Source organism: Oscillibacter sp. (assembly GCF_031978065.1).
Classification (GTDB): Bacteria; Bacillota; Clostridia; order Oscillospirales; family Oscillospiraceae; genus Oscillibacter.
Map to the genome: position 1 here is coordinate 49,476 of NZ_DALZCH010000001.1, position 14,409 is coordinate 63,884.

The window sequence follows — 14,409 nt, forward strand, 5'->3', positions numbered from 1 at the left end:
ACGCCAAAAATAAAAAATCAGTCATGGAAGTGTGTTCTTCCATGACTGACGTTGGCGGAGAGGAAGAGATTCGAACTCTTGCCCGGCGCAAACCGGCTACCGCATTTCGAGTGCGGACCCTTCGACCACTTGGGTACCTCTCCATATTCAATTTTACCCCGCTTTTCAGGGTGGAACAGGCGTTAGAAACGTGTTAGAATAGAGCTGTGGATTCCTGAGTTTTGCGGCTCGGAAACACTGTAAACACGGGCTTTTCCGGATTTCGATCACGGATTTGCCCTCGCCCGTTTCGAGTGAGGGCCGTTATGACCTCTTTGATACGTCTCCAGATTTTATTCGGCTTTAGCGCTAAGAATGGCTCCAAAGATTTCTAAAATCGCACACTTTAGTTTCCACTTTATTTGAGTGTTTATTATGACACACTTTTTAAAAAGTTGCAAGCCCCTTGCCCCACGGTTAAAAGCTTTTTTCCTAAAGAGGCAAAAAAACTCAAAAACGTCGTCTTCCTTCTTGACAGTGAGTGTATTTCATGCTATCATACCTAAGCTGACGTTTCCATGGAGGGCTCGCGCAGGTGTAGCACAATGGTCAGGGCACCAGCCTTCCAAGCTGGGGATGCGAGTTCGATTCTCGTCACCTGCTCCAAAACACGCGCCAGTAGCTCAGGTGGATAGAGCAACTGCCTTCTAAGCAGTAGGCCAGGGGTTCGAATCCCTTCTGGCGTACCAGTTCCCTATGGTTTCATCATCAGTAAGACCGCGCGGATTTATCAATATGTGGTGGGTGTAGTTCAATTGGTAGAGCACCGGATTGTGGTTCCGGCTGTCGCGGGTTCGAGTCCCGTCACCCACCCCAGAATGAGCGAAGGGGATCGGGCTTGCCCCGATTCTCTTCGTTTTCGCTTCCATCTTGGGGCGTAGCCAAGTGGTAAGGCAAGGGACTTTGACTCCCTCATCCGCTGGTTCGAGTCCAGCCGTCCCAGCCATTTTTTTCGCATGATCCGGTAGCTCAGTCGGCAGAGCAACTGCCTTTTAAGCAGTGGGTCCGGGGTTCGAATCCCCGCCGGGTCACCAAATAGAGACTTATCCGAACACATACGGTTTATTTTTATTAACGGTCTTTTCGGCTGTGTGATAAATCGTAAGTAACGGGTAAGCCAAAGCCACTCGCCTCAATTGAGGCGAGTGGCTTTTTTATATTATCGTACCAATTAAAAAGCCGGAATCCTGCGGCCACGTTTTTCTTTTACTACCGCTATGTTATACATAATAAGTTGCTTGGTTAATTTGCGAATGTTGCTAACCTTATTTTGTATAAATTGCCAACACCCAGATTGCAAATAAGATGGTAATATATAGTAAGAATATAAAAGAAAGCCGGGAATTTATTTGAATGATGTCTATTATGCACGAAGTGAGAACGAGTTGCTCGAAAAAGAGACGGTACAGCATCATTTAAAGCGTACCGCAGAACTATGCGCAGATTTTCTCTCCGTCCTTGCTTATGAGGACTTCGGGCAGGCACTCGGTACATTTCATGATATTGGGAAATACAGCGAGCTATTTCAAGAAGTACTGTTACATCAGAGAACGCACGTCAATCATGCCTATCCCGGCGCGGCTGCGGCCTTCCGATGCTGCGGCAAGCGAACCGCGCTGGCTGAAATTCTAGCCACCGTGATTGCGTCTCACCATGGGCATTTGGACTATGACTGGGCAGACAGGGCCTTGCTTAAACGCGTCCTATGTGGCACGGGAAGCCGTCTGGACCGGGAAGGATATGAGTTTTCCCTCTTTGGCCTGTTGGAATTTCAAAACGCTATGGAACGGTTTCAGCGGGAAAATACCATACCGATGCCCCACTCCACGTTGCCGGATTTTCAGAGGCAAGAGGATTCCAGCCTTGCAAAGATGCTCTTTACCCGTTTCTTGTTTTCCGCTCTGGTGGACGCAGATTATTCCAGCTCCGCAGAACACTTTGAGCCGGATTACCTGACGGCGCACACCGGTCCGGCATTGAATCCGGTTATTTCAACAGAACGGCTGTTGTCCGTGCAGACGCAGAAAAAGAAGGCGTCCAGCGCTGCGTCTTCTTTGAACGAAATGAGGGACGAACTTTTTAAAAATTGCCGACAGGCGGCCAAGCTGCCGCCAGGGCTTTTTACTCTGACAGCACCCACAGGTCTTGGGAAAACGCTCAGCCTGTTTGTATTTGCCGTAGAGCACTGTCAAGAGCATAGAAAGCGGCGAATCATTCTGATCCTGCCATACCTTGCAATCATTGACCAGAATCTGAAGGACTACCGACAGATCGAGCCTGATTTGCTGGAGTGCCACAGCAACGCGGAACTGAGAGAGGATGCCCGGCTTCTGGCGCAACGCTGGGAGTCTCCCTGCATCGTAACCACCAATGTCGGGTTTCTTGAACCGCTTTTTTCCGCCCAACCCACTGTGTGCCGACATCTGCACGCCATTGCAAACAGTGTAATCGTTTTGGACGAGGCGCAGTCCCTTCCGCCCCACCTGCTGGACGCCACCCTTCGGACGGTGAAGCTGCTGTGCGAACAGTATGGGTGTACCGTTGTATTTTCAACTGCGACCCAGCCGTCCTTTCAGTACCGACCGGGTCTTCAATGGAATCCCCGGGAGATCGTGCCGCATCCGGAAATGCTGTTCCGCGCGGCAAGGCGCGTGGAATTTGAGTGGCGTATTCAAACACCCACGCCGCTTTGTGATCTTGCGGAGGAGCTGTCGCAAAAGCGGCAGAGCTGCGTAATTGTTAACCTTCGCGCCCACGCAAGACAGCTCTATCAAAAGCTGGCGCAGTTATGCGGAAATGAGGACGCATTTTACCTGACGACAGATCTTTGCCCCGCTCACCGACTGGCGTTGGTGAATGAGGTCAAAAAACGTCTGGCCGAAGGAAAATCCTGCCGTCTGGTTGCAACCCAGTGTATCGAGGCGGGCGTGGATTTGGATTTTCCAACGGTCTATCGGGCGCTTGCGCCGCTGGAGTCTATTATTCAGGCGGCAGGCCGCTGCAACCGCAACGGGGATAAGCCCGACGGGCGCGTGGTAGTGTTTTTGCCGGATGAAAAAAGACTGTATCCGCCCGGGGGATATTATGCGCACGGGGCGAAATGCGTGCAGGTGCTGCTCTCCCGCCACCCGATTGACTGCAACGATTTGGATCACATTCGGGAGTATTATGAATTGCTTTACAGCTACGGCGACGGCGACCTTCAGAAACTTCGAGACGCTTTGCAAAACGAGCAGTTTGACAAGGTAGAAGCGTCCTATAAGCTCATTGATAACAAGGGCGTACAGGTGATTGTCCCTTATGAGGGGCAGGCAGAGCTGTACGACAGAATCAAGGCCGAGTATGATGCCGCCGGACTGACCGGAAGACTCATTCACCTTGCGCGGTTGGTGACGGTATCCTGCGTTGATGAGCGGTCCGTGCGCCTGAACTGTGAGCCTCTGCTGTTCCGCTCGCCCGAAATGAGCGAGCGGGGCGAGACCGGATATTATCTGCTGGGGAACAGCAGATTTTATAAAAAGGACTTGGGACTGTATTTTGGCGACTCGGAAGACAATCTTTACATTTTATAAAAAAGGAGGGAGTAAATTTGGACAATCAGCAGGTGACCATAACAATCTGGGGCCGCTTTGCTTTGTTTTCGAGACCGGAAAGCAAAGTTGAAAGAATGACCTACCCAGTACCAACGCCTAGCGGCATTCGCGGTGTTTTGGCTTCAATCTATTCCAAACCCGCGGAGTTTTACTGGCAGGTGAATCAAATCGAGGTCCTGAACCCCATCCAATACACAACTTTTAAGCGCAATGAGGTAAAAAGCAAGCTTTCCCGCATCTCGGCGGAGAATCCCACCAGCGCCTGCATTGAAATTGAAGAGAACCGCACCCAGCGGCAGGCTGTGGTGCTGAAAGATGTGCGCTACCGCGTCACCGCGGAAATCGTACCGCGCCCGGATTTTGAAAAGCCGATTTCGCAGCTGTACAACCAGTTTGAGCGGCGGGTGAAGCGCGGGCAGATGTTTATGCAGCCCTGTATGGGGACAAGAGAGTTTCCGGCCTACTTTGAGTGGGGCTCCACGGGTGAGCTTTCCATTGCTCTGGATATGGACCTTGGTCTGATGGTATACGACGTTTTTGATCTGAACGAGTGGAAAGTCGGGAAACAGGCAAACCCGTCCGTATCCTTATATCACGCTCAAATGAAAAACGGCGTTATTCAGGTTCCTGAGTTTGATTCTCCGTTGGTTTTGAAACCGGAAAAGAGGTGAAGGCGACGTGCTGACAGAATTATACCAGTATGCCCTGAAGAAGAATCTGGCGGCCAGACCCGGCTTTAAGCGCAAACGGGTCAAAGCATATCTGTGTCTGTCGTCCAAAGGAGAATTTCTCGGCATCGAGCTGCGGGAAAAAGGCGCGCCGGATGTATATGCGCCGGATGTGGGCACCGCCGCCCTCGGCACGCGGTACTGCAACCCTCTGGTAGAAAAAGCGCAAATTCCTCTTCGGATCATCAAGGATCCGGAGAAAGACAAAAACATCCCGACAAAAAGTGATTTCTATCTCTCTATGCTGGATGACGGAACAGCCGACGAGCCGTGTTTTGCCGTCATCGCCCAGGCATTGCGGGACGGTGAAATCGTCGCAGCCATGGAGCGGGCGATGGAGGAGCAAAAGCTGAAAGGCTCCGACCCCGTCAGTTTTATGGTGGATGGGCTTCCGATTGAGCAGAGCGAGAAGTATCTTTCCTGGTGGGAGACATTTCGCGCGCAGTTTTCTCCCACCCAGACCGGGGACCGTCCCCGCTGTCTGATCACCGGGCAGGCTGCTCCGTCCATGGATACGGTCCCCAAGGTTTCCGGCTTGCTGGCGGTGGGCGGGCATACATCGGGAGATGCGTTCCTCTGCTTCGATAAGGACGCGTTTCAGTCCTACGGTCTGAAAAAAAGCGCCAATGCGCCCGTGTCTGAGGAGGCCATGACGGCGGTAAACGCGGCGCTGTCCGACTTGCTTCGTAAAGCAGAAGTTCTGGGCGGAGCAAAACTGGTCCACTGGTACTCCGGCCCCATCACCGAGGAGGAGGATCTGCTTCCGGTCCTGTTTGACGCAGGCTGGGACAATGGCAGCTTCGAGTCGGAAGAAATCGCTGAAAATGATGAAAAACCGGCTCTGCGGTCCTCACAAAAGCTGATTGAAAACATTTGGGCCGGTATGCGCCCTGAGCAGCTCAGCGCCCGCTATTACATTTTACCTTTGTCGGGGGCCGGCGGACGCATGATGGTCCGCGGCTGGTACGAAGGCAGCTATGAAGAACTGTATCAAAGTTTCCGGCTTTGGTTTGACGATCTGTCTTTGGTGCGTTGGAACGGCAAGGGCCTTGCAAACCCGCCCAAACTGAAAGCGCTTTGCACCCGTATGCTGAAACCCGGCGGTGATCCGAAAAAAATATGGGATCGAATGGATAAAGAACTGCCAAACCTTTTGGGAAAAGTCCTGAATGCCATTATTAAGGCGGGACCGTTGCCGGATGAGACGGCTGTGCGGGTACTGCATTATATCCGTTCCACAATTCTGGCAGCGGAACAGGACGGGGGAAACAGCGCAGGGCATTTTGAGCATGAAACACTGGCGTTCCAGCTTTTAAAAGTATGGCTGATCAGAAAACAACGGGAAAGAGGAGATGAGAAACTGATGGAAGCGGCAAAGACAGACCGAACGGAAAGTGCGGCATACTGCTGCGGTCAACTGATGGCAACTTATGTGGCCATTCAACAGACCGCCATGCCGGAGGTCGGCGTCGGACTCGCGCAGCGGTATTATACCGCCGCCAGCAGCGGCCCCGCGTTTGTAATCGGAAGGCTGGCGAAACTGGCGCAGCATCATTTAAGTAAATTGGATAAGGGCCTTTCCATTTATTATGAACGCTGCCTTTCCGAAATCTACGTCCGTATCGGCGATTCAAAAATTCCCACGACGCTGTCCATAGAGCAGCAGGCGGAATTCGCTCTTGGCTACTATCAGCAGCGCGCGGCGCTCTACTCTACGTCGGCTTCAAAAGAATAAGGGAGGTAAAAAACAATGGCAATCGAAAATCGGTATGAGTTTCTTTTCTATATCCAGTGCCGCGACGGCAATCCCAATGGAGACCCTGACCTTGGCAACAGTCCGCGCATGGACCCGCAGGACAGCCACGGCTACATTACGGACGTAGCCATAAAGCGCCGTATTCGCAATTATGTTCAGGCAGCTCATGCGGGCGATCCCGGTATGGAGATGCTGATTCGCAGCGCCAGCAACATCAACACCGGCATTGCCCGGGCAAAGGAGCTCTCCGGCGTGGAAATCTCCGCTAAGGGCAAGAACGAGGTTTATGCCGGCCGCCGGAAAGCCTGCGAGCTTTTTTACGACGTACGCACCTTTGGCGCAGTCATGTCCACCGGCCCCAACGCCGGGCAGGTGCGCGGCCCGGTACAGCTTACGTTTGCCCGGTCGCTGGACCCCATCACGGCGCAGGACATCTCCATCACCAGAATGGCGAAGGCGGCTGATGTGCCAAATGCAAAAACACTGGAAGACTATACGGCGTGGGAGACAGATCAGTCCGAAGATTCTCTGCGCACCATGGGCCGCAAGCAGTTTATCTCTTACGGCCTTTATGAGGCCCGCGGCTTTATCAGCGCAAATCTGGCGGCAGAAACCGGTTTTGACGATCAGGACCTGCATATTCTGTTTGCGTCCATCCTAAATATGTACGAGCATGATCGTTCTGCCAGCAAGGGAGAGATGTCGGTCATTACACCGCTGGTGATCTTCCGCCATACCGGTACGGACAGCGACTTGGAGCAGAGAAAGCATCAGGCAAAGCTTGGCTGCGCCCCCTCCCACCGTCTGTTTGATCTGGCCACTGTTGAAAAGAAATCAGATGTGGAATATGCCCGTTCCTGGAAGGACTATAACGCCTCCATCCAGTTGGACGCAAGGCCAGCCGGTGTGGACGTGGGATTTCTCTGTTCTCCTTACGGTGAGATCATTTGGAATCAGGTGCCGGAAGATGCCGAATTCTTCTGTTGATCCAGACCCACTGCCACTCTCCTGGCTAACGCAGTACGGCTACTGCCCGCGCCGCTGCGCGCTTTTGGCGCTGGAACGGGTCTGGTCGGAAAACGAGTTTACAGCCGCAGGCCGGGCGCAGCATCAAAGAGTTCACACAGCGCGGGTGGAGCGGCGGGGAGAGAATATCAGCCTGTTTGAGCTCCCCGTTTTCTCAAGGGCTTTGGGAGTCAGCGGTCTTTGTGATTGCGTGGAGGCCGCGCAGTCTCCCGATGGCATCCATCTTCCGTATGGGGACGGACGGTATCGGCTATATCCGGTGGAGTATAAGCATGGCATTGTCCGGGATGAGGTGGAGTATCACATACAACTGTGTGCGCAGGCCATGTGCCTTGAAGAGCAGTTTGGCGGCACAATATCCGCCGGTGCGATCTTCTTCATTGACGCGCACCGGCGGGATGAAGTCGCCCTGACTTCAGAACTCCGAAAGGCAACGGCGGATACCGCAAAAGCGGTCGCACTTCTTGTGGCACGGCAGTTGCTGCCTCAAGCCAAATACAGCGCAAAATGCAGAAAATGCTCCATGCAGGATGAGTGCGCTCCAAAACTCAAGCATTCCTCCGCCGCATACTGCCAGACAATGTGGAACACCGTTCTGGAGGAGGACATTCTATGAAACAGCTGCAAAATACGCTCTATATTCTGACGCCCGAGACTTATCTTGCCCTCCAGAATGAGAACATCGCGGTAAAGGTGGGCGGTGAAGAAAAAGTGCGGATTCCGGCACATTCTCTCTCCTCAATCTACTGCTTCGGAGCGGCCACGGTTTCTACACCTCTGATCGGATTTTGCGCCCAGCAGGGAATTGCGTTGGTGTTTTTTTCTGAGTACGGCAAATTCCTTGGACGGGTTGAAGGACCGTTACACGGCAACATTTTACTGCGCAGACGGCAGTTTGCAGCTATGGAAGACCCCGTGCAGCGCACGAGACTGGTACGTTATCTTCTTTTGGGGAAGCTTGCCAACAGCAAAGAATTCCTGCTGCGGCAAAAGCGCGAAAGAACGGATCAAGCAGACGTGTTTAAGCGGGCTGCAGAAAAACTAACCGCTCTTGGTTTGCAGTTACGGGACTGCACTACGGTGGAGGAAATGCGCGGAGTGGAGGGAGCCGCTGCGGCTGCATACTTTTCCGCCCTGCCTGCTATGATCGCGGGATATGAATTCTCTTTTCACGGCCGAAACCGCAGACCGCCGGAAGACCCGGTCAATGCGCTGCTGTCCTTCTTGTACACGCTTCTCAAAAATGATGTTCAGTCTGCGCTGGAAGGCGTGGGGCTGGACCCCGCAGCCGGGTTTCTTCACTCAATTCGCCCTGGAAGACCGGCGCTGGCTCTGGATTTAATGGAAGAATTACGTGCACCGCTGTGTGACAGAATGGCAATCTCTTTGCTCAACCGCGGTCAGATAACCAAAAAAAGTTATGAACAGCTCAATGCCCCAGTTTTGCTCAATGAAGCCGGAAGAAAAGTGGTTTTATCTGCGTGGCAAAAGCGCAAGCAGGAAACAATAACACATCCGTTTTTGGAGGAAACCATTCCGATTGGCTTGATCCCGCACACGCAGGCAAAGCTTCTGGCGAGAGTTTTGCGGGATGAGCTGGACGAGTATCCGCCATTTCATTGGAGGTAAGCGCGATGATGATTGTTCTTTCCTATGATGTGGAAACAAAGGAATCCGATGGCGCAAAGCGATTGCGCAAAGTGGCAAAGATTTGCGAGGCCTATGGCTGCCGTGTGCAGAATTCGGTATTTGAGCTACTGGTCGCCCCCGCGCAGCTTGTGGCGTTAAAGTCACAGTTGGAATGCACAATCGATTCAGAAAAGGATTCCGTTCGATTATATCGGTTGGGGAGTAACTGGAAACCCAGAATTGAATTTCTTGGAAAGGGCCTGCGCTATGAGCAAGATGGCGTTTTGATGCTGTGAATCAGCATTTGCGCGAATGGGCATCACTCATGTAAACGCGGGAGGTTCGCGCAAGCTAATATAGAAAAATCTTAAGGATTTAACTGGTTATTCATCATAATGCCATAAATTTATGTTTGCGCTACTATTATTTTTAAATATTAATCTGTAAGAGTACAATTTTTTTTAAAAAGTTGTGCACTTTTGCAGATGCCCCCTCACGGGGGCATGACTTGAAACGAGATATGCCGCTACTTCCTCCAGTGTTTTACCCGGGATGCCCCCTCACGGGGGCATGACTTGAAACTTCCGGGGTGGTATGGCCGCCCTCACATCTGATGAGATGCCCCCTCACGGGGGCATGACTTGAAACCTGTTTTTTTCGTCTATTGTGGATTTATATAGCCTTGATGCCCCCTCACGGGGGCATGACTTGAAACCGTCTGTATGACAGCCAGTTTGGCGGGGGCAGCGTGATGCCCCCTCACGGGGGCATGACTTGAAACTATGGGCGTGGCAGTTGCGGCTATCGTTGCGGGAAGATGCCCCCTCACGGGGGCATGACTTGAAACACATACAGTCCACGAGAGTTCGCGGAGGTCTGCCGATGCCCCCTCACGGGGGCATGACTTGAAACAGCTCTTCATCGCCCAGACGTTCAAGCTGTGCGAAGATGCCCCCTCACGGGGGCATGACTTGAAACAATTGCCACGAGGCGGGGACGTGGTTTATGCGTGGGATGCCCCCTCACGGGGGCATGACTTGAAACAACCTCCGAGCCCGTTACGGTGTATATCCGCTTGTGATGCCCCCTCACGGGGGCATGACTTGAAACATTTACTTATTCGGCATGGTGGTGTTCTGTTTCCTTGATGCCCCCTCACGGGGGCATGACTTGAAACCCCAAAATCATCAACAACTATTCAAAGGATATCGCGATGCCCCCTCACGGGGGCATGACTTGAAACCATGTAATCCCCGTTCCAGTACACGGACGGCTGCGTGATGCCCCCTCACGGGGGCATGACTTGAAACATTTTGTTTACCTCCGCTCCGGAACGGCCTAGCGGCCGATGCCCCCTCACGGGGGCATGACTTGAAACATTTTGTTTACCTCCGCTCCGGAGCGGCCTAGCGGCCGATGCCCCCTCACGGGGGCATGACTTGAAACGTTCCGGCTGAGGCAGATACTCACGCTATGATAAGATGCCCCCTCACGGGGGCATGACTTGAAACGCTATCAACGATAATCTGGCGGTCGAGGCGTCTGTTGATGCCCCCTCACCGGGGCATGACTTGAAACACTCATACCATAATCTCCTTTACATAGTCGGCAAGATGCCCCCTCACGGGGGCATGACTTGAAACGTTTTTAACGTGGGAGTGGTACGACGATATAAACACGATGCCCCCTCACGGGGGCATGACTTGAAACTGAACTCGGTCTGGATTTGTTCATTGGATTGACCCACGATGCCCCCTCACGGGGGCATGACTTGAAACAACTCCCGCTTTTCCGACTGTCATATCTGGGAGCCGATGCCCCCTCACGGGGGCATGACTTGAAACGCCTATCGGGACCAAACGGGGCAATTTAAGGCAGGATGCCCCCTCACGGGGGCATGACTTGAAACTTCCCGGCCCTGATAATCTCCGACTTGTACAGCCGCGATGCCCCCTCACGGGGGCATGACTTGAAACTTCTATTCCGTGGGATTTTGTGGCGGCTGTGAAGGATGCCCCCTCACGGGGGCATGACTTGAAACTATCGTAATGCTGGTATCTCCATTGAAGATTCCAGATGCCCCCTCACGGGGGCATGACTTGAAACCCCTATGAGATGGACCGCGACCCTGCCGTCAATGGCGGATGCCCCCTCACGGGGGCATGACTTGAAACCGCTTACATGGCGGCAAACCCCGGCGCACAAATTTAAGATGCCCCCTCACGGGGGCATGACTTGAAACGATGGGAAGAGGCTTTTTTGTAAGTCCAACGACCGATGCCCCCTCACGGGGGCATGACTTGAAACACTTGAAATCGTTCCAGAAGAAGCGGATAACGTGCGGATGCCCCCTCACGGGGGCATGACTTGAAACACGTGTGGGAACTCATGACGGGCAATCCTCTGCTGATGCCCCCTCACGGGGGCATGACTTGAAACACCCGCTATCTTGAAAGGGGGCATAAAGCCCGCAGATGCCCCCTCACGGGGGCATGACTTGAAACAGTCCGATGCCGGGAATTTCATAAGCGCCGGACGATGCCCCCTCACGGGGGCATGACTTGAAACCGCTTATCAGGTGGCCAATTCCACGTTGCGGGAAGATGCCCCCTCACGGGGGCATGACTTGAAACTTCCAGACCGCCCACCTTGATATTTTTTAGCTTCCGGATGCCCCCTCACGGGGGCGTGACTTGAAACCATGTGAATGTAGCGGACCCGTATACCGTTGCGGATGCCCCCTCACGGGGGCGTGATGCGCTATGACGAACTCGGCGCGGCGATGTTTTTATTCCGTTAAAATTTTATTGCCCATTCCCCGTACCTAGCAGCGAGCCGAGGTTCGCGGGCTTACAGGCACGCAGGTCCCCTTAATAGTAAAAGGCTCCCGGAAACCACAGTGGTTTCCGGGGTTTTTTTAACGCGCCCTTGTTCTGTGCACGCCCGGGCTTTATGAGATTGTCATAAAAAAGTTGGGCATACTCTCCAAAGCGGGAAAAGCGCATGACCCGGGGTTTAGTATTGACAAATCCTATATAATCCGTAAACTAAGTATATAGGGTCAGCCGCTCGTCGTTTCTTGGCGAACGGCTTTTGACAAATGATTTCGCTCTTTTGCCGCGGCGAGGCGCTCCGCCGACTGCACAGACAGGGTGCGGTGGTTTTTCGGCGCCGTCCGTATTGAGGGCATGGGCGAATTTATTTTAGGGCTTTCAGGAGTCCTTGAAATACATAGTAAGGAGGATATCATTGAAAGAAAATCTGAAAGCGAAAATTAAGGAATCCATGTCGTCTGTTCTGCCAATCACAATTATTGTGTTCCTGCTGGGAATCACAATTGTTCCTGTCCCGGTGGGAACCATCACTCTGTTCCTCGCCGGAGCGGTGATGCTGATTGTGGGAATGGGATTTTTTGCACTGGGCGCAGACGTGGCTATGATGCCCATAGGACAGGGCATCGGCAGCCACTTTGGAAAACCCGGAAAACCCATTGCAGCCATACTTGCGGTGGGCTTTATCATGGGCGTGATTATTACCGTGGCGGAGCCGGATCTTCAGGTGCTGGCCCATCAGGTTCCCGCCATCCCCGACAGCGTTTTGATCTGGACAATCGCTCTGGGCGTGGGACTTTTTTTAACCGTCGCGGTCCTGCGGACCGTTTTCCATCTGAATCTGGCCTACCTTCTATTCATTTTTTATGCGATTGTCTTCGCGCTGGCTTTTTATGTCTCGAAGGATTTTATCCCCATGGCCTTTGACAGCGGCGGCGTGACCACCGGCCCGATTACCGTGCCGTTTATCATGGCATTTGGCGCGGGGCTTGCCGCCATGCGAGAGGACGACTCTCAGGACAACAGCTTCGGTCTTGTTGCTCTTTGCAGCATCGGCCCCATTCTCTCGGTACTGGTACTGGGGCTTTTGTATAAGCCCTCCTCCGCCGATTACACCACGATTACCATTACGGAGGTAATTACCACCAAGGACGTGGCGGCGCAGTTCGTACACAGCCTCCCCATTTATGTAGAAGAGGTGGGCAAGGCCTTTGGTCCCATCCTGCTGTTTTTCCTGGCGTTTCAGGCCATTTCCCACAGATACAACAAGCGCCAGATGGTGAAGATTCTGGTGGGTCTTCTCTATACGTTTATCGGCCTTGTTTTGTTTCTGACAGGGGCAAACGTGGGTTTTATGCCCGTGGGATACTATATCGGTTCAGAAATGGCCAAGGCTTCCTTCAATTGGGCGCTGATACCGCTGGGCATGGTTATCGGCTATTTCATTGTGGCAGCCGAGCCCGCCATTCACGTGCTGAACAAGCAGGTGGAAGAGGTCACTCAGGGCTCGATTTCCCAGAGCGCCATGCAGTTGAGCCTTTCCATTGGCGTGGCGATGTCTCTGGCGTTTGGCATGATCCGCGTGCTGACGGGCATCTCGATTATGTGGTTCCTGATTCCGGGCTACGTCATTTCCATTGTCCTGTCGTTTTTTGTGCCAAAGATTTTTACCGGCATTGCCTTTGACAGCGGCGGCGTGGCCAGCGGACCCATGACGGCTACCTTTGTGCTTCCTTTTGCCATCGGAGCGGCCGAAGCCTTTGGCGGAAACATTATGACCGACGCGTTCGGTATCGTGGCAATGGTTGCCATGACTCCGCTGATTACGATTCAAGTTTTGGGATTTGTGTATCAGATGCGGATGCGCTCGTCGGCGCTGCGCACGGAGGCCGACGCCGTGTTCTCTCAGGAGGATACGATTATAGAATACGAGCCCCAAGAATACGGAGAGGAGGGCGAGACAATTGAACAATGACTGCAACCGGATTATCAAGCTTATGGTCACCATCGTGGATCGGGGCAAGGGTGAAAAAGTCGCCGAAATCTGCCGTGGGCATCATCTGTATTACCACATTCTTTGCTTCGGCATGGGAACGGCAAATTCCGAGATGCTGGACTATCTGGGCCTTGGAAAAACGGAAAAGGACTTCGTGATCACCATGGGACCGAGGGAACGGTTTCCCTCCGTCGTCAAAGAAATCGCACAGCAAATGCAGCTACACAAGCCGGGACGCGGAATTGTCTTTACGATTCCGCTGTCCGGAATCAGCAGCTTATTGTCTCAGATGCTGCTGCGGGAGGAGGATAAGGAATTGGATCAGAACACTGGAAAGCAGGAGGGCTGCTGCGGCTCGAAATACGAGCTGGTGGTCGCCATTGTAAACCGCGGGTACACCGATAAAATCATGAGCGCCGCCCGCTCCGTGGGCGCCATGGGGGGTACCATCATCGATGGGCGCGGCGTGGGCTACGAAGAAGCGGAAAAGCTTCTGGGCGTCTCCATCAAGGCCGAAAAGAGCATCGTGTGCATTCTTTGCAGCCGCAAGGAAAAACACACCATTATGCAGGCCATCAACTCCGAGGCCGGTATTAAATCCGAGGCGCGGGGTATCTTGCTCTCTATCCCCGTGGATGACATGCTGGGCCTGCATGTCGAGCACGAGAATCAAGTGCAGTAACTTCCAAGCGCCCCGCCAAAAGGCGGGGCGCTTTTCTCTCTTTCGCACAAGCCAGAAGGTCCTTTTCTTGCTTTTTTTCAAAAAAGCATTATAATGAAAAAGAATTTCAAATTGTGAGGAAAGGATTAT

8 protein-coding genes, 6 tRNA genes, 1 pseudogene and 1 CRISPR repeat array are annotated in these 14,409 nt (G+C 53.1%); of the genes and pseudogenes, 14 read left to right on the forward strand and 1 reads right to left on the reverse strand.

Features of this window, described 5'->3' with window-relative positions; genetic code table 11:
* Positions 1-52 precede the first annotated feature (52 nt).
* Positions 53-143: transfer RNA gene (locus RTK01_RS00255), tRNA-Ser, on the reverse strand.
* 427 nt (positions 144-570) lie between these two features.
* Here RTK01_RS00255 and RTK01_RS00260 point away from each other — a divergent pair.
* The 14 genes and pseudogenes from RTK01_RS00260 (at position 571) to RTK01_RS00325 (ending at position 14,280) form a co-directional block, all read left to right on the forward strand.
* Positions 571-645 (forward strand) — tRNA-Gly (locus tag RTK01_RS00260).
* A gap of 6 nt (positions 646-651) precedes the next feature.
* Positions 652-728, forward strand: a tRNA-Arg gene (locus tag RTK01_RS00265).
* A gap of 51 nt (positions 729-779) precedes the next feature.
* A tRNA-His gene (locus RTK01_RS00270) sits at positions 780-855 on the forward strand.
* 55 nt (positions 856-910) lie between these two features.
* A tRNA-Gln gene (locus tag RTK01_RS00275) sits at positions 911-985 on the forward strand.
* A gap of 12 nt (positions 986-997) precedes the next feature.
* Positions 998-1,073: transfer RNA gene (locus RTK01_RS00280), tRNA-Lys, on the forward strand.
* 351 nt (positions 1,074-1,424) lie between these two features.
* Positions 1,425-3,041, forward strand: a pseudogene (locus RTK01_RS00285) (CRISPR-associated endonuclease Cas3''); the annotation flags it as partial.
* A 587-nt stretch (positions 3,042-3,628) separates the two neighbouring features.
* Positions 3,629-4,303 (forward strand): type I-C CRISPR-associated protein Cas5c, encoded by a 675-nt coding sequence (cas5c, locus tag RTK01_RS00290; protein WP_312279047.1) that lies wholly within the window; start codon positions 3,629-3,631, stop codon positions 4,301-4,303.
* A 7-nt stretch (positions 4,304-4,310) separates the two neighbouring features.
* Positions 4,311-6,095, forward strand: a complete 1,785-nt coding sequence (gene cas8c / locus RTK01_RS00295; RefSeq protein WP_312279048.1) for a type I-C CRISPR-associated protein Cas8c/Csd1 — start codon at positions 4,311-4,313, stop codon at positions 6,093-6,095.
* 15 nt (positions 6,096-6,110) lie between these two features.
* A complete protein-coding gene (gene cas7c, locus RTK01_RS00300) occupies positions 6,111-7,103 on the forward strand; it encodes a type I-C CRISPR-associated protein Cas7/Csd2 (protein ID WP_312279049.1) in 993 nt (330 codons plus the stop codon).
* Entirely contained in the window at positions 7,084-7,758 is a 675-nt protein-coding gene (gene cas4 / locus RTK01_RS00305; protein ID WP_312279050.1) for a CRISPR-associated protein Cas4, read from the forward strand. Before cas7c ends, cas4 begins: the two co-directional genes overlap by 20 nt.
* Positions 7,677-8,771: a type I-C CRISPR-associated endonuclease Cas1c gene (gene cas1c, locus RTK01_RS00310; protein WP_312279051.1), complete on the forward strand. Its 1,095-nt coding sequence runs from the start codon at positions 7,677-7,679 to the stop codon at positions 8,769-8,771. The genes cas4 and cas1c overlap by 82 nt, the downstream gene beginning before the upstream one ends.
* A gap of 5 nt (positions 8,772-8,776) precedes the next feature.
* The gene (cas2, locus tag RTK01_RS00315) at positions 8,777-9,067 is read left to right on the forward strand and encodes a CRISPR-associated endonuclease Cas2 (protein WP_312279052.1); all 291 of its coding nucleotides are present in this window, start codon (positions 8,777-8,779) and stop codon (positions 9,065-9,067) included.
* 188 nt (positions 9,068-9,255) lie between these two features.
* Positions 9,256-11,535: a CRISPR direct-repeat array (repeat unit 31 nt; unit sequence GATGCCCCCTCACGGGGGCATGACTTGAAAC).
* Positions 11,536-12,056: 521 nt separating this feature from the next.
* The gene (locus tag RTK01_RS00320) at positions 12,057-13,577 is read left to right on the forward strand and encodes a DUF1538 domain-containing protein (RefSeq protein WP_397352062.1); all 1,521 of its coding nucleotides are present in this window, start codon (positions 12,057-12,059) and stop codon (positions 13,575-13,577) included.
* Positions 13,567-14,280, forward strand: coding sequence for a P-II family nitrogen regulator (locus RTK01_RS00325; RefSeq protein WP_312279054.1), 714 nt, complete (start codon positions 13,567-13,569; stop codon positions 14,278-14,280). The genes RTK01_RS00320 and RTK01_RS00325 overlap by 11 nt, the downstream gene beginning before the upstream one ends.
* Positions 14,281-14,409 lie beyond the last annotated feature (129 nt).

Excerpts from the sequence above, each read along its gene's own strand:
- cas7c (WP_312279049.1), top strand. The coding sequence starts at position 6,111 with ATGGCAATCGAAAATCGGTATGAGTTTCTTTTCTATATCCAGTGCCGC.
- cas2 (WP_312279052.1), top strand. The coding sequence starts at position 8,777 with ATGATGATTGTTCTTTCCTATGATGTGGAAACAAAGGAATCCGATGGC.
- RTK01_RS00320 (WP_397352062.1), top strand. The coding sequence starts at position 12,057 with ATGTCGTCTGTTCTGCCAATCACAATTATTGTGTTCCTGCTGGGAATC.
- cas4 (WP_312279050.1), top strand. The coding sequence starts at position 7,084 with ATGCCGAATTCTTCTGTTGATCCAGACCCACTGCCACTCTCCTGGCTA.